The 21,896-nt window shown below is 57.7% G+C and carries 24 protein-coding genes; 16 read left to right on the plus strand and 8 right to left on the minus strand.

From position 1 onward, the window contains the following. Positions 1-19: 19 nt before the first annotated feature. Positions 20-697, minus strand: coding sequence for a glutathione S-transferase family protein (locus tag BTN45_RS05215; protein WP_207589163.1), 678 nt, complete (start codon positions 695-697; stop codon positions 20-22). Positions 698-949: 252 nt separating this feature from the next. After that, the gene (gene lexA, locus BTN45_RS05220) at positions 950-1,672 is read right to left on the minus strand and encodes a transcriptional repressor LexA (protein ID WP_045534120.1); all 723 of its coding nucleotides are present in this window, start codon (positions 1,670-1,672) and stop codon (positions 950-952) included. A 350-nt stretch (positions 1,673-2,022) separates the two neighbouring features. Between lexA and BTN45_RS05225 the strand changes: the two genes are divergently transcribed. From BTN45_RS05225 to BTN45_RS26620, 3 genes are all read left to right on the plus strand, one after another. Continuing rightward, the gene (locus BTN45_RS05225; protein ID WP_207589164.1) at positions 2,023-2,313 is read left to right on the plus strand and encodes an RHS repeat-associated core domain-containing protein; all 291 of its coding nucleotides are present in this window, start codon (positions 2,023-2,025) and stop codon (positions 2,311-2,313) included. Between the two features lie 283 nt (positions 2,314-2,596). Further along, a complete protein-coding gene (locus tag BTN45_RS05230; protein ID WP_207589165.1) occupies positions 2,597-3,019 on the plus strand; it encodes a hypothetical protein in 423 nt (140 codons plus the stop codon). A 5-nt stretch (positions 3,020-3,024) separates the two neighbouring features. Further along, positions 3,025-3,147: a hypothetical protein gene (locus BTN45_RS26620; RefSeq protein ID WP_281434746.1), complete on the plus strand. Its 123-nt coding sequence runs from the start codon at positions 3,025-3,027 to the stop codon at positions 3,145-3,147. Positions 3,148-3,749: 602 nt separating this feature from the next. On the opposite strand, the gene BTN45_RS05235 is transcribed toward BTN45_RS26620, so the two are convergent. After that, on the minus strand, positions 3,750-4,151 hold the full coding sequence (locus BTN45_RS05235) for a hypothetical protein (protein ID WP_246751661.1): 402 nt from the start codon (positions 4,149-4,151) through the stop codon (positions 3,750-3,752). Positions 4,152-5,128: 977 nt separating this feature from the next. On the opposite strand from BTN45_RS05235, the gene BTN45_RS05245 reads away from it, so the two are divergent. The 11 genes from BTN45_RS05245 (at position 5,129) to lipA (ending at position 16,514) form a co-directional block, all read left to right on the plus strand. Continuing rightward, a complete protein-coding gene (locus BTN45_RS05245; RefSeq protein WP_207589166.1) occupies positions 5,129-6,010 on the plus strand; it encodes a VOC family protein in 882 nt (293 codons plus the stop codon). Next, positions 6,007-6,852, plus strand: coding sequence for a 3-deoxy-8-phosphooctulonate synthase (gene kdsA, locus BTN45_RS05250; protein ID WP_153775503.1), 846 nt, complete (start codon positions 6,007-6,009; stop codon positions 6,850-6,852). The genes BTN45_RS05245 and kdsA overlap by 4 nt, the downstream gene beginning before the upstream one ends. A gap of 137 nt (positions 6,853-6,989) precedes the next feature. Next, positions 6,990-8,264 (plus strand): phosphopyruvate hydratase, encoded by a 1,275-nt coding sequence (gene eno / locus BTN45_RS05255; protein WP_022556098.1) that lies wholly within the window; start codon positions 6,990-6,992, stop codon positions 8,262-8,264. A 333-nt stretch (positions 8,265-8,597) separates the two neighbouring features. Continuing rightward, positions 8,598-8,915 (plus strand): septum formation initiator family protein, encoded by a 318-nt coding sequence (locus tag BTN45_RS05260; RefSeq protein WP_004441601.1) that lies wholly within the window; start codon positions 8,598-8,600, stop codon positions 8,913-8,915. Positions 8,916-9,068: 153 nt separating this feature from the next. Beyond that, positions 9,069-10,112, plus strand: a complete 1,044-nt coding sequence (gene pdhA, locus BTN45_RS05265; protein WP_004441604.1) for a pyruvate dehydrogenase (acetyl-transferring) E1 component subunit alpha — start codon at positions 9,069-9,071, stop codon at positions 10,110-10,112. 17 nt (positions 10,113-10,129) lie between these two features. Further along, a complete protein-coding gene (locus BTN45_RS05270; protein ID WP_035208868.1) occupies positions 10,130-11,551 on the plus strand; it encodes a pyruvate dehydrogenase complex E1 component subunit beta in 1,422 nt (473 codons plus the stop codon). Positions 11,552-11,565: 14 nt separating this feature from the next. Next, the gene (locus BTN45_RS05275) at positions 11,566-12,936 is read left to right on the plus strand and encodes a pyruvate dehydrogenase complex dihydrolipoamide acetyltransferase (protein ID WP_207589167.1); all 1,371 of its coding nucleotides are present in this window, start codon (positions 11,566-11,568) and stop codon (positions 12,934-12,936) included. A gap of 12 nt (positions 12,937-12,948) precedes the next feature. Beyond that, positions 12,949-13,593, plus strand: a complete 645-nt coding sequence (locus BTN45_RS05280) for an SGNH/GDSL hydrolase family protein (protein WP_006697549.1) — start codon at positions 12,949-12,951, stop codon at positions 13,591-13,593. A gap of 57 nt (positions 13,594-13,650) precedes the next feature. Beyond that, positions 13,651-15,096, plus strand: a complete 1,446-nt coding sequence (gene lpdA, locus BTN45_RS05285) for a dihydrolipoyl dehydrogenase (RefSeq protein WP_037089153.1) — start codon at positions 13,651-13,653, stop codon at positions 15,094-15,096. 95 nt (positions 15,097-15,191) lie between these two features. Next, positions 15,192-15,440 carry a GlsB/YeaQ/YmgE family stress response membrane protein gene (locus tag BTN45_RS05290; protein WP_004441618.1) on the plus strand — a complete coding sequence of 83 codons (249 nt, stop codon included), beginning with the start codon at positions 15,192-15,194 and terminating at the stop codon, positions 15,438-15,440. A 102-nt stretch (positions 15,441-15,542) separates the two neighbouring features. Further along, positions 15,543-16,514, plus strand: coding sequence for a lipoyl synthase (lipA, locus tag BTN45_RS05295; RefSeq protein WP_004441621.1), 972 nt, complete (start codon positions 15,543-15,545; stop codon positions 16,512-16,514). 200 nt (positions 16,515-16,714) lie between these two features. Here lipA and BTN45_RS05300 read toward each other — a convergent pair whose 3' ends face one another. The 3 genes from BTN45_RS05300 to BTN45_RS05310 all read right to left on the minus strand — a co-directional run bounded on the left by BTN45_RS05300 (position 16,715) and on the right by BTN45_RS05310 (position 18,771). Next, complete coding sequence (locus BTN45_RS05300; protein WP_022556104.1) at positions 16,715-17,644, minus strand: DMT family transporter; 930 nt, start codon at positions 17,642-17,644, stop codon at positions 16,715-16,717. Between the two features lie 90 nt (positions 17,645-17,734). After that, the gene (locus BTN45_RS05305; protein ID WP_207589168.1) at positions 17,735-18,469 is read right to left on the minus strand and encodes an AraC family transcriptional regulator; all 735 of its coding nucleotides are present in this window, start codon (positions 18,467-18,469) and stop codon (positions 17,735-17,737) included. A gap of 125 nt (positions 18,470-18,594) precedes the next feature. Beyond that, a complete protein-coding gene (locus tag BTN45_RS05310) occupies positions 18,595-18,771 on the minus strand; it encodes a hypothetical protein (RefSeq protein ID WP_003496171.1) in 177 nt (58 codons plus the stop codon). Between the two features lie 249 nt (positions 18,772-19,020). Between BTN45_RS05310 and BTN45_RS05315 the strand changes: the two genes are divergently transcribed. Both BTN45_RS05315 and BTN45_RS05320 read left to right on the plus strand, forming a co-directional pair. Then, on the plus strand, positions 19,021-19,590 hold the full coding sequence (locus BTN45_RS05315) for an ATPase AAA (RefSeq protein ID WP_006697547.1): 570 nt from the start codon (positions 19,021-19,023) through the stop codon (positions 19,588-19,590). Between the two features lie 9 nt (positions 19,591-19,599). Next, positions 19,600-20,052 carry a type II toxin-antitoxin system RatA family toxin gene (locus tag BTN45_RS05320; RefSeq protein WP_004441633.1) on the plus strand — a complete coding sequence of 151 codons (453 nt, stop codon included), beginning with the start codon at positions 19,600-19,602 and terminating at the stop codon, positions 20,050-20,052. Here BTN45_RS05320 and BTN45_RS05325 read toward each other — a convergent pair. Together BTN45_RS05325 and BTN45_RS05330 are read right to left on the minus strand one after the other, a co-directional pair. Beyond that, positions 20,034-20,543 carry a CinA family protein gene (locus BTN45_RS05325; RefSeq protein ID WP_037089162.1) on the minus strand — a complete coding sequence of 170 codons (510 nt, stop codon included), beginning with the start codon at positions 20,541-20,543 and terminating at the stop codon, positions 20,034-20,036. The genes BTN45_RS05320 and BTN45_RS05325 overlap by 19 nt on opposite strands. Beyond that, on the minus strand, positions 20,540-21,727 hold the full coding sequence (locus BTN45_RS05330) for a bifunctional 2-C-methyl-D-erythritol 4-phosphate cytidylyltransferase/2-C-methyl-D-erythritol 2,4-cyclodiphosphate synthase (protein ID WP_207589644.1): 1,188 nt from the start codon (positions 21,725-21,727) through the stop codon (positions 20,540-20,542). Before BTN45_RS05330 ends, BTN45_RS05325 begins: the two co-directional genes overlap by 4 nt. Positions 21,728-21,896: the final 169 nt, after the last annotated feature.

The following is a 21,896-nucleotide window of genomic DNA, read 5'->3' on the forward strand; positions in this document are numbered from 1 at the left end:
TCGCCACCAGCGAGGATCGTCAGGCCTTTGCGCGTAGATCCATCGTCAATTCGCCAATTCCGGCGATCTCCTCTTCATGTGCCGCGTCACGCCAGGTCTCCTTCAGTCCCGCCTCATACCATTCGCGCATGGACGGCAGAGCGAGCAGTCGCTCAAAATAGGCTTTTGCCGCAGGAGAAAGGTCTGCGCCATACGTCTGGAAACGGAATGCCACAGGGCAGTAGAAGGCATCCACCGCCGTGAACTTCTGACCGGCGAGATAGGGACCGCCGAAATTCGACAGGCCCTCGCTCCACACCGCATCGACACGCTTTATATCCGCCGCAAGCCCGGCATCGCTGACGTTCGGTCTGACACGAACGCCAACGGACATGGGGTAGAGATTGCGAAGGGACGAAAATCCCGCATGCATTTCGCTTGCTGCCGACCGCGACCAGGCTCTCGCATGCTTGTCGCTTGCCCATACCCCTTGATGACGTTCGGCAAGATATTCGGCGATCGAGAGTGACTCCCAAATCGTCACGCCATCATCGACGAGGCAAGGCACCTTGCCAGTTGGGGAAAAGGTGGAGAATGACACGCCTTCACCAAACGGGACGAGTTTCTCCTCGAAGGCGATACCGAGCGTGCGCATCAGGACCCATGGCCTCAGCGACCAGGAGGAGTAATTCTTGTTGGCGATATAAAGATCGTACATTGCGGGTCTCCTGACTGTGAAGCGGGTTTTTATACCAGCGGCCCGGCCCGGAATATCGCAAAGAATCCATCGCTCCCATAACGCCAATTGATGGGTGGGGCGCCATCCCTGCCGACGTCCTCTGGCAAAGCCGCCTTCGCCGCCATTAAAAAGAAAAGGCGCATCACTCGAGTGGAATGACGCGCCGTTCATCTTGAAGGCATGGTTTATCGCTCATCGACCGCTCCGGCCTTATCCGGACCGGCAGCAGCATCAATGATACCGGCGGATCAGCCCTACCAGCTTGCCCTGGATTTTAACCCGATCAGGTCCGAAAATGCGGGTCTCATAGGCAGGGTTTGCGGCTTCAAGTGCGATCGAGGCACCTTTGCGACGGAAGCGCTTCAGCGTCGCTTCCTCGTCATCCACCAGCGCCACGATGATATCGCCGGGATTGGCGGTGTTGCCGTTGCGAATGATGACGGTATCGCCATCGAAGATGCCGGCCTCAATCATCGAGTCGCCCTTGACCTCAAGCGCGTAATGTTCACCCGAGCCAAGCATGTCCACCGGAACCGCCACGTCATGCGTATTGTTCTGAATGGCTGAGATCGGCACACCGGCAGCGATCCGGCCCATGACGGGCACGGTTGCCGCGCCTGCTATATCGTTCGCAGGCGCCTTGGGAGCAGGGGCGGGCTCGGGCATCTTGGGCTTGCCGAGACTGCCTTCAATAACGCTCGGCGAGAAGCCCCGTTGCGGCCTCGAGCCGGGCACATAGGCCTCCGGCAGCTTGATCACTTCAAGCGCTCGCGCCCTGTTAGGTAGCCGGCGAATGAACCCGCGCTCTTCCAGGGCAGTGATCAGCCGGTGGATGCCGGATTTGGAGGCAAGATCGAGTGCGTCCTTCATTTCATCGAAGGAGGGCGGCACGCCGGACTCTTTCATTCTTTCATGAATGAAGAGAAGCAATTCCTGCTGTTTGCGCGTGAGCATGAGGAAAACACCCTTGAGAATCGTCGTTGAAGTCGCGAAACAAATACAGAACGAACACTATATGTTCCATATGTGTTCCGCAATCCCCTAAAATTTCGTGAACTTGGGGCGAGAAAACAAAACGGGAATCGCACCCCAAGAACCCCGGTAGATAAGCCGCAAGATTTGTTCGTTTCTATTGGGTTTTTGCCCAAAAATGGGGGGCAATCGCTGTATCGACAAACCTCCGTAATGCGTCGTTCTCGCGCAGCAGCTAAGTGGCTGATTACTAGGAATATATTGAGGTCCTTCTTACGATTGAATGCTCTGCGATGTCGTGATTAGGAAGCTTATTGGAACCCCAGCTTCTTTTGTCTGTCTTCGCTGGCCGAGAATACGATCAGGAGACGGGCCTATCCCACTATCGTTCACGCGCCTACGATCCCTCGACCGGCCGCTTCCTGCAGGAATATCCGATCTGGTTCGAAGCCGGTGACCTTAACATCTATCGCTATGTCTGGAATTCGCCTGCTAACTGGACTGATCCGAGTGGAATGGCGGCAGCAGGACAATATGCGAGTACACTCGCTGTGCCAGTTGCACTGGTGGGTGGTACGATTGCTACACAACGCATGCTATCCACACCCTTGCCGATGCGCTGAACACAGCGATGCAACTGGATATGCAGATTGTTGGGGAAGTGGTTGTGGTGTTTTGGCGCGATCGATCCCGCCGGATGATAAATCACCTGGTCTCCCTCCATCTTGGGATGATCCGTGTGCCGCCCAAATGAAATAATGCATGATGAAATCGCTTGCGGACCAAAAAGGGACTGTATCGGGGAAAAGCAGAAGCGTATACTGTGAGCAAGTCTGGATATATTTGGCCAGGGGCTGTTCCTGTCGAACGCAAGATGCGCTCATACCAATATTGGACATTTCGAATATGAACCAAAGAATGGGAAAACTAGAGATTTATATTTCTAGCGAAATCGAAAAAATTTTGGTCGATGAGAGAATTTGTAGCTCAGCAGATTTTCTAGTGTTGTTCTCTCAGCTTAAAGATGCGTTTCCTTCTGCAGTTGAATATGAAATGTCGAAATTGACGAACTTGATGGAATTTTTACGTCGGCGGCGCGATCCACTACTTCTTTTGCATGCAATGGAAATATTCAATGAGATATTCATGCGAAAAGACGCTGGCACAATTCTGTTGTTCGAACGATGGATCGATTTGCGGACATTATTCGTCGACTTTCACCCTGGACATCAGTTCCCCCTTGACAGTCATTTCGGATATTTTCTCTCGCATAAAAAAGAATTGAAATACTATTCTAAAATAGTCGAAAGTTTGTCTGGTGTTGTTTGACTTGTTTGCTGCACGAGTTCGAATATGACGTCAACGGCAACCTGATCCGCAAAACCGTCAAGGCGAGCGAATTGAGCTGGCGTTATGGCTATTCCGCTTACGACGAGCTTGTTCTGGTAAGCCGATAGGGCTCGGCCTCAACCGGGGCGACAGTTGAGTTGACGGTGAGCTATCGTTACGATGCGCTGGGTCGTCGGGTGTGGGAGCGACGACAGGATGCGAGCGGAACGGAAACATCATTCAGGAGCTTCCTGTATGACGGCTAACATGTTGCGGCCGAAGCTGACGTTGATGGCGCAGGTGTTGCAAGCGAACCGCGTCGATACAGTCATACCGATAGCGTAGACGATCTTGCCGGCATCACACTGGCTGCCGGAGCGGGTGGGGTTCCGTCTTCCACGGCAACCGCGACCGGCGCGAATGCTCCGTCGGCATCTTCTTATTACGTCCATGCCGGCCATTTCGGCTCGGTTCGGGCTGCGACGGACGATGCCGGATCAGTTGTGAACGAATATAGCTACGACAGCTATGGTCAGCCTGAAACGGCAGTCGAAACAGTGCCACAACCGTTCCGTTCACCGGTCGGGAGTACGACCCGGAGACGGGCTATCCAAGAGGGTCGGCCTAGACAAAGCGGCCTTCTTCGGATCGCAATGGCGATGTCGATTATAGTGCAAATCGATTCCAATTGGAAATATTACCGGGAATAGCTATTTGGGCGGATTATGTTTCAAAGACTGCAGTTTGGTGACGTCGCGGAATTCAGTTCTTTTCTCACCCACTTATCAATTTCTTCTTTAGAGTATCCAAGTAGTAATCCTATAATTCGATCAATACCCTCATCAGGGCGTTGAATATTGTCCTGTTGGGCAACCAAGGCTGTCTTTAAAGCGGGAATGCGCCAAGCTTCCTCTGGAAGACTGTAGAAAATGTAAGTCATGCTAAAGCGAGGGTGCTCGGGATTTAGAAGTGTAAATTCCTCCATTAGGATCGATCCCTCATCAACGTATGGCTGGAAGTTATCGATGGGTATTAGGTCCTTATCGCCTACCGACTCAATATAGTAGAACATTGAGAGGGGTTTTTTCCCCTCTCGCATTAGCCTCAATTCATGGCCAATGATCTCTTTCATTTTAATTCCAATCAATTAGGAATTGTTGGTGCTAATCTGGAAAATGGCCATTCTCCGATTCGGCAGAGGCATTGATAGCAGACATTCGGATATTCTGGATTTATCCCCGGAGGACGATCTCGTGCTCCACATTCATAGCCATTGACACCGGGGCAATATAGGATCGTCCCCCGTTTCGATTTTTTTAGCGCCCGTCCGGATCTACGCCCATCTAAGGTGAATTAGTTACATAGGTCCACCTATTTGGTCCATCGGGCGTCCCAGGAGGATCGGCCTGGAGATAGCGGCCTGTCGTCGGATCGTAGTGGCGATGCCAATTGTAGTGCAAACCGGATTCCAGTTGAAACCATTGCCCCGGAAGCGTTGATCGAGCGTGGCCGATCCCAGGATTGTGTATGCCTCCCCATAAGGCAGGTAGGTCGCGCGCCAGACTAAATTTCTTGCGCTGTCGGTCATCATGATGGGACGTTCGAGATGATCGGTATGAACCTGGTAGATTGTAGCTGCTTCCGTACCGGCATCTGCAATCACTGCCAAAGGTCTCTCGTCAAGCCAGATACACTCCCGTCCCAGCGCGCCGTTGCCGTCATATTCCGCGATGATGTTGCCGCTGAAGTCGTAAATATAGTGAAGTGTGGTGGCGCGCGAAAATACAAACGCCTGATATCGGTCAGATGCACAGTGGCCAACAGCCGACCTTGCGTTTTCCGCCTTTAACCGGCGCTATACACCTGAAGTCACTGGCCATCCAAAAACGGTCGCGGCCGATCTCGCCAACAATCCGCAGGCGGATGAAAACTGGTAAACCGTCCGCATTCAGGTGAAGCCGAAGGACTGGTGAAACCCGGTAACCTCAGCCCACTGCCGATACCGGCATCGACGCGCAGGCCGGTCATTTGCATTCCCGGCGCTCTTCGTGCTTTTGTCAGCTTCAATACCCGGCATCTGCGCCGGGGCGCGTCAAAAAGGCAAGTTTTATGGCTGACAGGCATCGCATCGATCATCTCGTTCTGCCCGTTCGGGACCTTGCGGTAGCGGCCGCGCGGCTCAAGGTCCTTGGCTTTACGGTCGCGCCACAGGCTCTCCATCCTTTCGGCACGGAGAATGCCTGTGTGTTCTTCAGGGATGGCACCTATCTGGAGCCTCTGACAATTGCTGACCGGGTCAGCTATACTGCGTCGGTCGAGAGAGGCGATGTTTTCACCGGCAGGGACCAGGCATTCCGGCGATCGTACGGACAGGAAGGTTTTTCTGCCCTTGTGGCCTCCACCGCTGACGTTCGTGCCGATCACCGGAGCTTCGTGGCGTCTTGCGTATCGGCCGGCGAGGTCTTTGAATTTTCGCGGCCCATGCAAATGCCGGACGGCTCGTCAGGCGAGGCGGCGTTCCGGCTTGCTTTCGCGGCAAGCGGATCTGCTGCGGATTTCTTCCTCTTCAGTTGTCAGCGCCTGCAGGCACTGCCGGGGGACCGCGCTGCACTGGAACGTCACCAGAACGGAGTTCTGGGCCTTCGCGAGATCGTGCTGTGTTCCGGTAAGCAGAGTGACACCCACTTGATCGGAACGGTTTTCGGCTGCAACGGCGTTGTGTCTCCGGATGGTGATGTCGTTTTCGAAACCGGCAATGCGAGGGTGAGGCTGAGTGAAAGACCCGCCCTTTCTGGCGTTGACCCGAAGGCTTCGGGAAAAAGCGGTGAGGGTCTGCGCGGCATGGGCGTCGTCTTTTCCGTTGACGATCTTGCCGTGACAGCGACGGTACTTGCTGCTAATGGCGTGTCCAGCGCAGAAGCGGGCGGCCGTCTAGTGGTGCCCGCAGCACCCGGACAGGGCGTCGATTTCGCCTTCGAGGAAAAAAGATGAGCGTCACGAACAATCTCAAAGTCACCGCCGGCCAGGGCGCCAGCAAGGTTTCCTTTTGCAATAGCGAGCGTTTTTCACTGATCGCCGGCCCCTGCCAGATGGAAAGCCGGGAGCACGCCTTCATGATTGCTGGTGTTCTGAAGGAGCTTTGTGACGGACTCGGAATCGGCCTCGTTTACAAGTCATCCTTCGACAAGGCGAACCGCACCTCGCTTTCCGGCAAGCGTGGCATCGGTCTGGACAGTGCCATGCAGGTCTTTGCCGATCTCAAGAAGGAATTCGGCTTTCCGGTCCTGACCGACATTCACACCGAAGAACAGTGCGCCATCGTTTCCGAAGTGGTGGATGTGTTGCAGATCCCGGCCTTCCTCAGCCGTCAGACCGATCTTCTCGTTGCCGCCGCAAAAACCGGCCGTGTCATCAATGTCAAGAAAGGCCAGTTCCTGGCGCCATGGGACATGAAGAACGTGCTCGCCAAACTGAATGAAAGCGGCAACCCCAATGTGCTGCTGTGCGAACGCGGCGCGTCCTTCGGCTACAATACGCTGGTCTCCGACATGCGTTCTCTGCCAATCATGGCATCGCTCGGCGCACCTGTTGTCTTCGACGCCACCCATTCCGTGCAGCAGCCGGGCGGGCAGGGCGGTTCCACCGGCGGTCAGCGGGAATTTGTAGAAACGCTGTCTCGCGCAGCTGTCGCCGTTGGTGTCGCAGGCCTCTTCATCGAGACGCATGAGGACCCGGACAATGCACCTTCTGACGGCCCGAACATGGTTCACCTGAAGGATATGCCGAAACTGCTCGAAAAGCTGCTGGCCTTCGACGCCATCGCGAAAGCTTGAGCGGCGGGCGCGGCGCCGTGCCAATCGATTTTAAATGGCGGTGGTTCCCTTTCTACGGCCTGCCGTCATTGTAATTTCTTCGCCATCGTCTAAGACAGGCGACGGAAAATATCTGTTCCATTCCCAAGGGAGAGACCATGACTGCCATTACCGATATCATCGCGCGCGAAATCCTCGACAGCCGCGGCAACCCGACCGTTGAAGTCGATGTGTACCTCGAAGACGGCTCCATGGGCCGTGCAGCCGTTCCGTCGGGCGCCTCCACCGGCGCGCATGAAGCGGTTGAGCTGCGTGATGGCGGCAAGCGTTATCTCGGCAAGGGCGTGGAAAAGGCCGTTGAAGCCGTCAACACGGAAATCTTCGACGCCATTGGCGGTTTCGATGCTGAAAACCAGATCCAGATCGACCAGATGATGATCGCGCTGGACGGCACCCCGAACAAGTCGCGCATTGGCGCCAACGCCATTCTCGGCGTGTCGCTCGCCATCGCCAAGGCCGCTGCCGAAGCCTCCGGCCTGCCGCTCTACCGTTATGTCGGCGGCCCGAACGCGCATCTCCTGCCGGTTCCGATGATGAACATCATCAATGGCGGCGCACATGCCGACAACCCGATCGACTTCCAGGAATTCATGATCCTGCCAGTTGGCGCGGAAAACATCCGCGAAGCCGTGCGCATGGGCTCGGAAGTGTTCCACACGCTGAAAAAAGAACTGTCTGCGCAGGGCCACAACACCAATGTCGGCGATGAAGGCGGTTTCGCCCCTGGCCTCGAAAGCGCGCCTGCTGCGCTTGATTTCATCATGAAGTCGATCGAGAAAGCCGGCTACCGTCCGGGCGAAGACATGTATGTCGGCCTCGACTGTGCATCGACCGAATTCTTCAAGAACGGCAAATACGTTCTCGAGGGCGAAGGCCGCACGCTGGAATCGGGTGCGATGGCTGAATACCTCGCTGACCTCGTTGCCAAGTATCCGATCATTTCCATCGAAGACGGCATGGCTGAAGACGACTGGGACGGCTGGAAGACATTGACTGATCTCATCGGCAACAAGTGCCAGTTGGTTGGCGACGATCTCTTCGTTACCAACTCCGCGCGTCTTCGTGACGGTATCAAGATGGGCGTTGCAAACTCCATCCTCGTCAAGGTCAACCAGATCGGTTCGCTCTCCGAGACGCTGGATGCAGTGGAAACCGCCCACAAGGCTGGCTACACCGCCGTCATGTCGCACCGTTCTGGCGAGACCGAAGATTCGACCATCGCCGATCTCGCAGTTGCCACGAACTGCGGTCAGATCAAGACCGGCTCGCTTGCCCGTTCCGACCGGCTCGCAAAGTACAACCAGCTGATCCGTATCGAGGAAATGCTCGGCCCTCAGGCTGCTTACGCCGGCCGTTCAATCCTGCGCGGTTGATTTGCGTTCGGGTTTCCGAGCCCGCTGTCTTGCGGGCTCGTTTAAGCTGCGAGTGGTATGGTCCGCACTCCGTCACCCCGGACCTGATCCGGGGTCCAGCGCGATCAAGTCCTTGATCGCGAAAGACTCTTCTCACAGCGCAGACGCGCTGTGGCTGGATGCCGGATCAGGTCCGGCATGACGAGTGTTCTTTTAGCGTCTTTGCCAATCCAGCCCGCCCTCCGGCGGGCTTTTTCATGCCCATTTGCCAATCGCCTGTTAAGGTCAACGGATAGTTAAACAATCCACTCTAGTCTCAGACTCACGTTACGCGTTTTGAGGCATCTCTCCGGCATGTGGACCAGGCATCATAAAAAGAGACGATTCGGTCGGCTGATCGTTCCAGCTATAACCATCGCTTTTCTTTCCTACTTCGGTTATCATTCGATCCATGGCGATTTCGGTCTTCAGGCAACGGAGCGGCTGGAGCGGCAGCGTATTACTCGGACGGCGGAGCTTGCAAAGCTGACACAGGCGCGCGTGGCGCTGGAGCGTCAGGTGGAACTGTTGAGTGACGGTTCGCTTGAACGGGACATGATCGACGAGATTTCCCGGTACCAGCTGAATATGTCCCGAACGGACGAAATCGTCATCATGAACACATATTTCTGATTAACCGAGATTAGGTTAATTCAACATTTTTGATTTATTCACAGCATCTTAGCGTGAATATGTGCCATGCGTTTAAAGCATTGCTGCATGGCGCTTTCTTGCATATGGTACGCGCCACTCTATCCATTCAAACGGCAACTCAGGGAGGGATGAATGGCGCCGCGAAAATCAGCGACCGTATCCGGCCGCAAGACAACGGCAAAGTCCGCAACCGAATTCACCGGCAAGAACAGCCCCGACTTCTCGAAGGAAGAAGAGCTTCACGCCTATCGTGAGATGCTTCTGATCCGCCGTTTTGAAGAAAAGGCCGGCCAGCTCTATGGCATGGGCTTCATCGGTGGTTTCTGTCACCTCTACATCGGCCAGGAAGCTGTCGTCGTTGGCATGCAGATGGCCCAGAAAGAGGGCGACCAGGTCATCACCGCCTATCGCGACCATGGTCACATGCTCGCCTGCGGCATGAGCGCCCGTGGGGTCATGGCCGAACTGACCGGACGCAAGGGCGGTCTGTCGAAAGGCAAGGGCGGCTCCATGCACATGTTCTCGAAAGAGAAGCATTTTTATGGCGGTCACGGCATCGTCGGCGCCCAGGTGTCGCTCGGCACCGGCCTCGCATTCGCCAACCGCTATCGCGGTAACGACAACGTCTCCGTGACCTACTTCGGTGACGGCGCGGCGAACCAGGGCCAGGTCTATGAGAGCTTCAACATGGCCGCTCTCTGGAAGTTGCCGATCATCTATATCGTCGAAAACAACCGTTATGCCATGGGCACCTCGACCGCCCGCGCCACCGCCCAGTCGAACTATTCGCTGCGTGGCCAGTCCTTCGGCATTCCCGGCATTCAGGTGGATGGCATGGATGTGCGCGCCGTCAAGGCCGCAGCTGATCAGGCGCTGGAACATTGCCGTTCCGGCAAGGGTCCGATCATTCTGGAAATGCTGACCTACCGTTACCGCGGTCACTCCATGTCCGATCCGGCGAAATACCGTTCCAAGGACGAAGTGCAGAAGATGCGTTCGGAACACGATCCGATCGAGCAGGTGAAAGCACGCCTTCTGGAACAGGGCTGGGCCAGCGAAGACGAACTCAAGGCCATCGACAAGGATGTCCGTGATATCGTTGCCGACAGCGCCGACTTCGCCCAGAACGACCCCGAGCCGGATGCGTCCGAGCTCTACACCGACATTCTGCTCTGATCGGGAAAGGGAAACCCATGCCTGTAGAAATTCTTATGCCCGCCCTTTCCCCGACCATGGAGGAAGGCACGCTTTCCAAATGGCTTAAAAAGGAAGGCGACAAGGTCACCTCCGGCGACGTGATCGCGGAAATCGAAACCGACAAGGCGACCATGGAAGTGGAAGCCGTGGATGAAGGCGTCATCGGCAAGCTGCTGATCGATGCAGGCACCGAAGGCGTCAAGGTCAACACCCCGATCGCCGTGCTCATCCAGGAAGGCGAAAGCGCCGACGACATCTCTTCCTCTGCCAAGAAGGAAGAGCCGAAGGCCGAAGCTGCCAATTCCGGTTCTGATGCCGCTGGCGGCAAGACCCGCGAAGCGACCGAAGAGCCGAGCGCTTCCAAGGAAGCCGCGAAGGTTCCGGCAGCGCCCAAGATCGACGTCGCCGCTGACCCGGACATTCCGGAAGGCACCGAAATGGTGATGACGACGGTGCGTGAAGCGCTGCGTGACGCCATGGCCGAAGAAATGCGCGCCGATGAAAAAGTCTTCATCATGGGTGAAGAAGTCGCCGAATATCAGGGCGCCTACAAGATTACCCAGGGCCTGCTGCAGGAATTCGGCGAGCGCCGCGTCATCGACACCCCGATCACCGAACACGGCTTTGCCGGCATCGGCGTCGGCGCAGCCATGACCGGCCTGAAGCCGATCGTCGAATTCATGACCTTCAACTTCGCCATGCAGGCGATCGACCAGATCGTCAACTCGGCAGCGAAGACCCTGTACATGTCGGGCGGCCAGATGGGCGCGCCGATGGTGTTCCGTGGTCCTTCGGGTGCTGCTGCCCGCGTTGCGGCCCAGCACTCGCAATGTTACGCCGCATGGTACAGCCATATTCCGGGCCTCAAGGTCGTCATGCCCTATACGGCTGCCGATGCGAAGGGTCTTTTGAAGGCCGCCATCCGTGATCCGAACCCGGTCATCTTCCTCGAGAACGAAATTCTCTACGGCCAGAGCTTCGAAGTGCCGAAGCTCGATGATTTCGTGCTGCCGATCGGCAAGGCGCGCATTCATCGCAAGGGCAAGGACGCAACCATCGTTTCCTTCGGCATCGGCATGACCTATGCGGTGAAGGCAGTTGCGGAACTCGAAAAGCTCGGCATCGACGTTGAACTGATCGACCTGCGCACCATCCGCCCGATGGACCTGCCGACCGTTATCGAATCGGTGAAAAAGACAGGTCGTCTCGTCACTGTCGAAGAAGGCTTCCCGCAGTCATCGGTCGGTGACTTCATCTCCAACCAGGTCCAGCGCGCTGCTTTCGATTATCTCGACGCGCCGATCCTGACGATTGCCGGCAAGGACGTTCCGATGCCTTATGCGGCCAATCTGGAGAAGCTGGCGCTTCCGAATGTCGATGAAGTCGTCCAGGCCGTCAAAACCGTCTGCTACAAGTAAGGGGAGGCGTTTCGATGCCGATAAACATCACCATGCCTGCCCTTTCTCCCACGATGGAAGAGGGCAATCTGGCCAAGTGGCTGGTCAAGGAAGGCGACAAGGTCGCACCCGGTGACGTGATCGCCGAGATCGAGACCGACAAGGCGACCATGGAAGTGGAAGCCGTCGACGAAGGCACCGTTGCCAAGCTGGTCGTTCCGGCAGGTTCCGAAGCCGTCAAGGTCAATGCCCTCATCGCAATCCTCGCCGCCGATGGCGAGGATGTGGCCGAAGCGGCAAAGGGCGGCGATGCCGCTCCTGCCAAGACGGAAGCCCCGAAGCAGGAAGCCGCAAAGGCTGAAGCGCCGAAGGAAGAAAAATCCGAAGCTGCTCCTGCCAAGGCTGAAAAGCCCGCCGCCGATCAGACACCTGCTTCCTCCACACCGGCCCCGGTTGCAAAGTCCGGCGAGCGCATCTTCGCTTCGCCATTGGCACGTCGTCTCGCCAAGGAAGCTGGTCTCGACCTCTCGGCCGTTTCCGGTTCCGGCCCGCATGGCCGTATCGTGAAGACAGACGTCGAAAAGGCTGCCGCTTCCGGCGGTGCAAAGGCTGCGCCGAGCGCGGCTGCCGCATCCGCAGGGGCACCGACCCCCGCACTCGCCAAGGGTCAGTCGGACGAAGCGGTTCTCAAGCTGTTCGAAGAAGGCTCCTACGAGCTCGTGCCGCATGATGGCATGCGCAAGGTCATCGCCAAGCGTCTGGTCGAATCCAAGCAGACCGTTCCGCATTTCTACGTTTCGGTCGATTGCGAGCTGGATACGCTTCTGGCGCTGCGCGCCCAGCTCAACGCCGCTGCCCCTGAAAAGGACGGCAAGCCAGCCTACAAGCTGTCGGTCAACGATATGGTCATCAAGGCGCTCGCCCTTGCTCTGCGCGATGTACCGGATGCCAACGTCTCCTGGACGGAAAGCGCTATGGTCAAGCACAAGCATTCGGATGTCGGCGTTGCCGTTTCCATTCCGGGTGGCCTGATCACGCCGATCATCCGCAAGGCCGAGCAGAAGTCGCTCTCCACAATCTCCAACGAGATGAAGGACTACGGTAAACGCGCGAAAGAGCGCAAGCTGAAGCCTGAGGAGTATCAGGGCGGCACGACTGCCGTGTCCAACATGGGCATGATGGGCGTCAAGAGCTTCTCCGCCGTCATCAACCCGCCGCATGCCACCATTCTGGCAGTCGGCGCGGGTGAAGAACGCGCGGTCGTCAAGAACGGCGAGATCAAGATCGCTAACGTCATGACGGTCACGCTCTCCACCGACCATCGTTGCGTCGATGGCGCGCTCGGAGCCGAACTGATCGGCGCCTTCAAGCGCTACATCGAAAACCCGATGGGCATGCTGGTTTGATCGGAGAGTAAGATGGTGAAGTCGGTCCTCTGCTTTGGCGATTCCCTAACCTGGGGATCAAATGCGGAAACGGGTGGCCGGCACAGCCATGACGATCTTTGGCCGAGCGTCTTGCAGAAGGCGCTCGGTCCTGACGTGCATGTGATTCACGAAGGTCTGGGTGGTCGCACCACCGCCTATGACGACAACACCGCCGATTGCGATCGCAACGGCGCGCGGGTTCTTCCGACGTTGTTGCACAGCCATGCGCCGCTGGATCTGGTGATTATAATGCTCGGCACCAACGACCTGAAACCGTCAATCCATGGATCGGCGATCGTTGCCATGAAGGGTGTCGAACGGCTGGTGAAGCTCACGCGCAACCACATCTGGCAGGTGCCAGACTGGGAAGCGCCTGACGTGCTGATCGTCGCACCGCCGCAGCTGTGTGAAACGGCCAATCCGTTCATGGGCGCGATCTTTCGTGATGCGATCGATGAATCGGCGATGCTGGCGTCCGTTTACCGGGACCTTGCTGACGAGCTTGATTGCGGCTTTTTCGATGCGGGTTCCGTTGCCCGAACGACGCCGGTGGATGGCGTTCATCTCGATGCTGAAAATACGCGGGCCATCGGGCGGGGGCTGGAGCCCGTCGTCCGCATGATGCTCGGACTTTAAGAACAATTCCCGGTCGTGGCGCTGCTCGCGACCCGATAGGACAAGGCAGGATTTCCAATGGCTCAATCATATGACGTCATCATCATCGGTTCGGGACCGGGCGGTTACATTGCCGCGATCCGCGCAGCCCAGCTCGGCATGAAGGTTGCCGTCGTGGAGCGTGAGCATCTGGCCGGCATCTGCTCCAACTGGGGCTGCATTCCCACCAAGGCGCTGCTGCGCACAGCCGATGTCATGCACACCGCCACCCACGCCAAGGAGTACGGCCTGACGCTGGAAGGCTCGATCAAGCCTGACGTCAAGGCAATCGTGGCGCGCTCGCGCGGCATTGCAGCCCGCATGAACAATGGCGTCGGTTTCCTGTTCAAGAAGAACAAGGTCGATATCATCTGGGGTGAAGCCAAGATCACCAAGCCGGGCGAAATCGTGGTCGGCAAGTCCACCAAGCCGGTGGTGCAGCCGCAGGGTCCGGTTCCGAAGAACACGCTGGGTGAGGGCACGTACACCGCCAAGCACATCATCGTCGCCACAGGCGCCCGCCCGCGCGCGCTGCCTGGCATCGAGCCGGATGGCAAGCTGATCTGGACCTATTTCGAAGCGATGAAGCCGGAAGAAATGCCGAAGTCGCTGCTCGTCATGGGTTCGGGTGCCATCGGCATCGAATTCGCCAGCTTCTACCGCACCATGGGTGTGGACGTGACCGTTGTCGAAATCATGAGCCAGGTCATGCCTGTCGAAGACGCGGAAATCTCCACCTTCGCCAAGAAGCAACTCGAAAAGCAGGGCATGAAGATCCATCTGGAAACCAAGGTTTCGAAGGTGGAGAAGGGCGCTAACTCCATCACCGCGACGCTGGAGAAGAAGGACGGTTCTTCCGAAAAGATCACGGCTGATCGCATGATCTCCGCCGTCGGCGTTGTTGCCAACATAGAAGGCATCGGCCTCGAAGCTGCCGGCGTGAAGACCGATCGCGGCTTCATCGTCATCGACGGTTACGGCAAGACCAACGTTCCCGGCATCTACGCCATCGGCGATGTCGCAGGTCCGCCGCTGCTTGCCCACAAGGCTGAGCACGAGGCTGTCATCTGCGTCGAAAAGATCGCCGGTCTGCCGAATGTTCACCCGATGGACAAGCTGAAGATTCCCGGCTGCACCTATTGCAACCCGCAGGTCGCTTCTGTCGGTCTCACCGAAGCCAAGGCCAAGGAACAGGGCCGCGATATCCGCGTCGGCCGCTTCTCCTTCGCCGCGAACGGCAAGGCGGTCGCGCTGGGTGAAGATCAGGGCATGGTCAAGACCATCTTCGACAAGAAGACCGGCGAGCTGCTTGGCGCGCATATGGTCGGGGCGGAAGTGACCGAACTCATCCAGGGCTTTGTCGTCGCCATGAATCTGGAGACGACAGAAGAAGATTTGATGCACACGATCTTCCCGCATCCGACCATTTCGGAATCGATGAAGGAAAGCGTGCTCGATGCCTATGGACGTGTGCTGAACGCATAAGTGCCGCGAGATGCCCGGCATTGTCTAACCATGCCGGGTGTCCCATATGTCTCGATACAGCCATAAGGCGGGCTGTTATTTCAGGGAGCGTGGGAATGGAAAGTGTAGGCTGGATTGCAGCAATCATCATCGGAGGTCTCGCCGGCTGGCTTGCGGGCAAGCTCATGGACATGCGTTTCGGCATTTTCATGAATATTGTCCTTGGCATTGTCGGGTCGGTGGTTGCTGTTGCGGTGCTGCGAACCTTCGATGTTTTCGTGCAGGATAGCAGGCTCGGTTATTTCGTTACCGCCTTCATCGGCGCAAGCCTGTTGCTGTTCGTGGCTAAGCTCGTGCGGCGCTGACAAGGCGTCGTGACCGGAAGGGGCTTACGCTTTTTCTGGAATTGTTCTAAAGCATCGCACCAAAGATGTCTGGATCGCCAAGGGCGATGGAAGCAGGTTTTTATGGTCACTATTCTCGACAGGACGTCGTCTGACGAAAAGCGTATCCGCCACCCGGAAAAGGCGCACAAGCCTGATACCGAGGTGATGCGCAAGCCCGAATGGATCCGCGTCAAGGCGCCGACCTCCAAGGGTTACCACGAGACGCGCGAACTGGTGCGCAGCCACAAGCTGGTGACCGTGTGCGAGGAAGCCGGCTGTCCAAATATCGGCGAATGCTGGGACAAGAAGCACGCGACCTTCATGATCATGGGTGAAATATGCACCCGTGCCTGCGCCTTCTGCAACGTCGCGACCGGCAAGCCCAATCCGCTCGACATGAATGAGCCGGAAAATGTCGCCAAGGCCGTCAAGCAGATGGGACTTTCCCACGTCGTCATTACCTCCGTCGACCGTGACGATCTCGCCGATGGCGGTGCTGAACATTTCGAAAAGGTGATCTGGGCAATCCGCGCAGCCTCTCCGACGACCACAATCGAAATCCTCACGCCCGACTTCCTGAAGAAGCCCGGCGCGCTGGAACGTGTCGTTGCCGCAAAGCCAGACGTCTTCAACCATAATCTGGAAACGGTTCCGGGCAACTACCTCACGGTCCGCCCGGGTGCGCGCTATTTCCACTCGGTGCGCCTTCTGCAACGGGTGAAGGAACTCGATCCGACCATGTTCACCAAGTCGGGCATCATGGTTGGCCTCGGTGAAGAGCGCAATGAAGTGCTGCAGCTGATGGACGATCTGCGCAGCGCTGACGTCGACTTCCTGACCATCGGCCAGTACCTGCAGCCCACCCGCAAGCACCACAAGGTCGAGGCTTTCGTGACGCCGGAGGAATTCAAGTCCTACGAGACGGTGGCTTACACCAAGGGCTTCCTGATGGTTTCGTCGAGCCCGCTGACCCGTTCTTCCCACCATGCCGGTGACGATTTCGAACGCCTGCGTGCGGCACGCGAAAAGAAGTTGCTGGCGGCTGCGGAGTAAGCGACGCAAAGGTTCGCCAATACGGCATTGAGATTTGAAGTCTTCATGTTCTCACCATCGTCATGCTCGGGCCTGCCCCGAGCATCTGCAACCTATGGAAATGACAATGGGTGATTAGATCCTTGGGATATTCCCGAGGATGACGGTGCGTGAGACGCGGCGCCTGTGGATCAATACAATAGTCTTGACCCTCAGGCCGATCACGCCGCAACCTTTTCAGGCCTGTGCGCCCGCATGCAGAGCACGACGCTCAGCACGACCGAGCAGATCGCCAGGACCTCGACCAGCGTCGGGCCACGCCCTTCCCAGAGAAAACCGTAAAGCAGCGCAAACAGCGTTTCAAACAGGATCATCTGCCCAACCATGGTAAGCGGCAGCATGCGGCTCATACGGTTCCAGAAGGCATTGCCGAGGATGGACGCGGTGAAGCCGAGCCCGGCGGCGATGGCGGCGAAATACAGCCAGTCGCCTGTGCTGTGGCTTTCTCCACCCAGTGCGAAGGCGGGGATGGCGAGCGCCAGCGCAAGCCCGCCGGTCACTACACCCGTCATCATGTTCCAGTCATCGGCGCTCACATCGTGAAGGCGCGACAGCCAGCGGGCATTGCCTACGGCAAAAGCCGTCCATGAAGCCAGCGCCCCGAGCGCGCAGGCAAGGCCGATGACACGAGAAATATCCAGACCCGCATCGTTTTCCGTCAGCGATTGCCATGAGATGCCGAGAATGCCTATCGCGCCGAAGGCAAGCGACGGCCACAGCCGCTTCAGCGATACGGCACCGTGGTCGCGACTGCCGATGATGGTAACGGCAACAGGCAGGAAGCCGATGATGATTGAGGTGAAGGCGACGCCGCTCAATTTCACCGCGGTCGAGATGAAAACATAGTAGGCGATGTTGCCGATCATGCTCAGCCAGCCGAGCGCCAACCATTCGCGCGCGCCAAACCGCGCCGACACTTGTTTGAGGCGTGGCCCGATGATGACCAGCGAAATCAGCCCATAGGTCAGGTAGCGCGCGGTGGAAAGCTGCAGGGCGGAAAAATCCGGCACGAGTTTCGGAGCGAGAAATATCCCGCCCCAGAGCGCACCCGCCATTATGCCGTAAAAAACACCGAGACCAGTCCTGTTCATGTCCATCACATCCGCATTCACATTTGTCAGCGATGTGCCACAGGCGGTTGCGGCTGTCTTGACAAAAACTCCTGACGAATGTGAGCGGTTCTAATGAATGCCGTGGCGGCGGCGATACGCGGCGGGGGTCTCTCCCACCGCAAGGCGCATGGCCCGTGTCAGTGCTGTCTGGTCGGAAAAACCGGCCCTGAGCGCGAATTCGGAAATCGGCATGACGGAGTTGCTGAGCAGGGCGCACACCTTCTCCATGCGCAACCCGGAAAGCCACCGATGCGGGGGAAGACCGAATTCTTCGAGAAACAGCGCATGCAGGCGGCTGTCGCTGAGCGTCATGCAAGAGGCCAGCATCTCGATCGTCCACGGAAAGAAGGGCTCGGCCCTCACGACTTCGCTCAGCTTTCGCATGCGCTGGCGCATATCGCGCTTGTTGTTGGCAAGGCTGTCAACCAGCAGCGGCGCCCAAATGGCTGCAATATCGTCACGGCGTCCATCCGTTCCAACCAGGCTGCGCATATAGGCGATCAATTGACGTGTCTCAGGCGCAATATCGAGAAAGGGCGCGTGAGCGAATTTTTCAAGCGTCTGTTCGGGAATCACGCATTCATCGATATCCACCACCAGCGAATGATTGATGGCCGTGGCTTCCTGGGTATGCGGAAGATCGCGGTGGATAAAGACGCCGCGCCCGATGGACAACTCATCTTGCCGTCCTGCCACATCGATACGCAGGCAGCCGGAGACCGGCAGAACGATCTGAACGAATGCGTGTCGCTCCTTCGGTCTTTCCTGTCTGTAGGTTCTGATGTCGGCTGATGCGGCTGTCATGACGCTGTCGTTTCCATTGGGCAAAGAAACGGCCGCCTGGAAAAGCGGCCGGTTTCATTGGGTGATTATGACATTGTCTTGAAGATTGGGCCAGCCGGCTTTATCGGTCGGCCAGGCGCCGGCAATTAACAGTCTTCCTTGGCGGTCGATTCGCCGCGCTTGCGCTTGCGCAGAACCGGCTTGTTTTCTCTCGCCTCGCATTTGGCGACGTCGATCAGATAGGCGAGCACAGGCATGCCGTTCATCGATGCAAGCTGTTTGGCGGATTCGAGAAGGTTGATGATGTTGGAAAAATCGTCCATCGGCTCACTCAGTGGCTCAAAGCGGTTATGTATCGGGTCTGAACCCAAGGATGAATAGGCTGGGCGAAATAGGGAGCTTCCAGCGCCGTTGCATCCAATGGGTGTAATATTAGTCGCAAATAAATAGCAATCCCCCGCAAGGGGTTGCAATAGTCAATTTTCCGTAACTGCCATGCGCCACCCGGATATCGATTGAAAGCAATCGCCAGATGGGAGAGGGGCGCGCAGCGGTCGAATGGGGCTCAGAATATGCCGAACTACCTCGAAAAGGCGGATGATGCGGCCGCCATCATCGCTGGCGCGCGCCGCATCATGATCGTCGGCTGTTCCGGCGGTGGCAAGTCCACGCTCTCGCGCAAGCTCGTGCGGCGCTTTGGACTGGAATATATCTCGATGGACCGGGAGATCTTCTGGCTGCCGGGCTGGCAACTGCGCCCGCGTGCGGAACAGCGTGAAAGGATCGCGGACTTCGTTGCCGGCGAGCGGTGGTTGATGGATGGCAGCAATCCCTCGTCGTTTGATCTGCGTCTGCCGAGAACCGATATCGTGATCTGGGTTCGCATGCCGCGCTGGCTCTGTCTCTGGGGTGCCACCAGCCGAATCGTGAAAGGCTACGGCAAGGCGCGACCGGAAATGGCGCAGGGCTGCCCTGAGCGACTGGACCGCGAATTCCTGCGCTACATCTGGAATTTCGAGCGGCGACACGCACCACTTTTCGAGCAGAATTTCGACCTCTATGGGCCGGATGTGCCGGTATGGCAGCTGAAAAGCCGAAAACAACTCCGCCGCCTTCTTGATCTTCTGCACATCGAGGATTAACTGCCGCTCATGCCCAAGTTCGAAACGCATCGTTTTGTAAAACACTCGCCGGACCGCATGTACGACCTCGTCGCCGATGTGGAGAAGTATCCGCAGTTCCTGCCCTTATGCGAAGCACTTACCGTGCGCTCCCGCAAGGAGCGCGATGGCAAGACGCTGCTGGTGGCGGATATGACCGTGGGTTACAAGGCCATTCGCGAGACCTTCACCACGCAGGTTCTGCTCAATCCCGCGGAACGGGCCATCGACGTCAAATATATCGACGGGCCATTCAAATATCTCGACAATCGCTGGCGTTTCGATGCTGCCGAGGGCGGCTCCAACGTGCATTTCTTCATCGAATACGAGTTCAAGAACCGCCTCTTGGGCGCAGTCATGGGGTCCATGTTCGACCGTGCCTTCCGCATGTTCGCAGAAGCTTTCGAGACCCGCGCCGATAAGATCTACACCAATCCCGCCTGACGGAGGGCAATCAGCATCTCGAGCGCCGTCCTGACCGTTGCAAGACGGATGTCCGTACGGCCGATCTCGCCATAATGCATTTTCTGATGCAGGCTCCGGCCGTGACGGGCCTTGGCGGCCAGATGAACGAGACCTACCGGCTTTTCGGCGGATCCGCCCCCCGGACCGGCAATGCCGGTAACGGCAACCGCGAAATCGGCGCGTGACCGGAACAGGGCGCCGTGCGCCATCTGCAGTGCGGTTTGCCGCGAGACCGCGCCAAAGCCCGTCAGCGTTTCAGCGCCAACGCCAAGCATGTCCATCTTGGCCTCGTTCGTATAGGTGACAAAACCGCGGTCGACCACCGCCGAGGAGCCCGAAATCTCCGTCAACGCACCCGCGATCAGGCCGCCCGTGCAGCTTTCCGCGGTCGAGACCATGAGACCGTCTGCTGCAAAATCAGCAATGATCTGCCGTGCGAGCCCTTCAATATCCGCTGGAAACAGGCTCATAGCGGTCTGCCCTTGTAAACGACCGTGGCGGTGGCGATTGCTGCGATCCCCTCCCTGCGACCAACGAAGCCGATGGTTTCATTGGTCGTCGCCTTCACCGAGCAACGCTCCAGCGAGAGGCCGAGCATGTCGGAGAGCGCTTCCCGCATGGCCTGCCGATGCGGCCCGATGCGCGGCGCTTCGGCGATCAGCGAGACATCGGCATTCATGATCGTGCCGCCATTGTCGCGCACCACTTTCGCCGCGTGCTCCAGAAATATGCGGGAAGGAGCTCCTTTCCATTGCGGATCGGAAGGAGGGAAATGGTCACCGATGTCGCCGGCGCCGCAGGTCGCCAGCAAGGCATCCGTCAGCGCATGCAGCGCAACATCCGCATCCGAATGACCCTTGAGCTTCTGATCATGCTCGATGAATATGCCGCACAGCGTCACGCCTTCGCCGGGCTCCAGCTGGTGTACGTCGTAGCCGTTCCCGGTGCGCACGTCCGGCATTGCATGAGAGAGCTTTTCATCGGCCATGGCGATATCCCGCTTGAGAGTGAGTTTCACATTATCGACCGAACCTTCGGTCAATGTTACTGCCAGACCCGCCCATTCGGCAATCGACGCGTCATCGGTAAAATCCGATTTTCCCGAGGCGGCAGCAGCGCGATGCGCGGCGAGGATGTCGTCATAGTCGAAACTCTGTGGGGTCTGTGCGGCATAAAGGCCCTGTCTCGAAACCGTGTCGGTGACACGATTGCCCGCGCCGCGTTTCAGCGTGTCAGTGACGGGCAGGGCGGGTAGAACACCGCCCGCACCCTCCCGGTGCAGGGCGACAATACGTTCAAGCATATCGACGGAAACGAAAGGCCGCACCGCGTCGTGGATCATTACGTGGCTCAGGCCATGGCGGGAAAGCGCCTCCAGCCCTGCCAGAACAGACTGCTGCCGTGTCACGCCGCCAATAACCGTGGTGACGCGCTCCCCGGCATCAAGTCGCTGGAGAACCGGAGTGAGCAGCGCCGTATCGTCCGCATGGTTCACGACGACGATATGGGACGCGTTCTTCCACTGGAGGAACGTCGACAGAGTGTGCTCGATCACAGCCTTGCCGCCGATCGGACGATATTGTTTCGGACCCTCCTCGGGAGAGCCGGCTCTTTCCCCGCGTCCCGCGGCCACGATGACGATGCCGAGTTTCATAGTACGTTCCTGCATTGGTCGTATGCTTTGCGTGCAACCCTTCGTGGTTGACAGTCATGCTCTAGCGTTTCAAAACCCGGATGGCCAGCCCGATAAGGCGGGCATCAACCCCGCAAAGCGCAGGAGATGACGTTGCTGCGCTTTCGAAGCTGCACAATTTGCCGCCGAC

This window comes from Rhizobium sp. ZX09 (assembly GCF_017357485.1).
GTDB lineage: Bacteria > Pseudomonadota > Alphaproteobacteria > Rhizobiales > Rhizobiaceae > Agrobacterium > Agrobacterium pusense.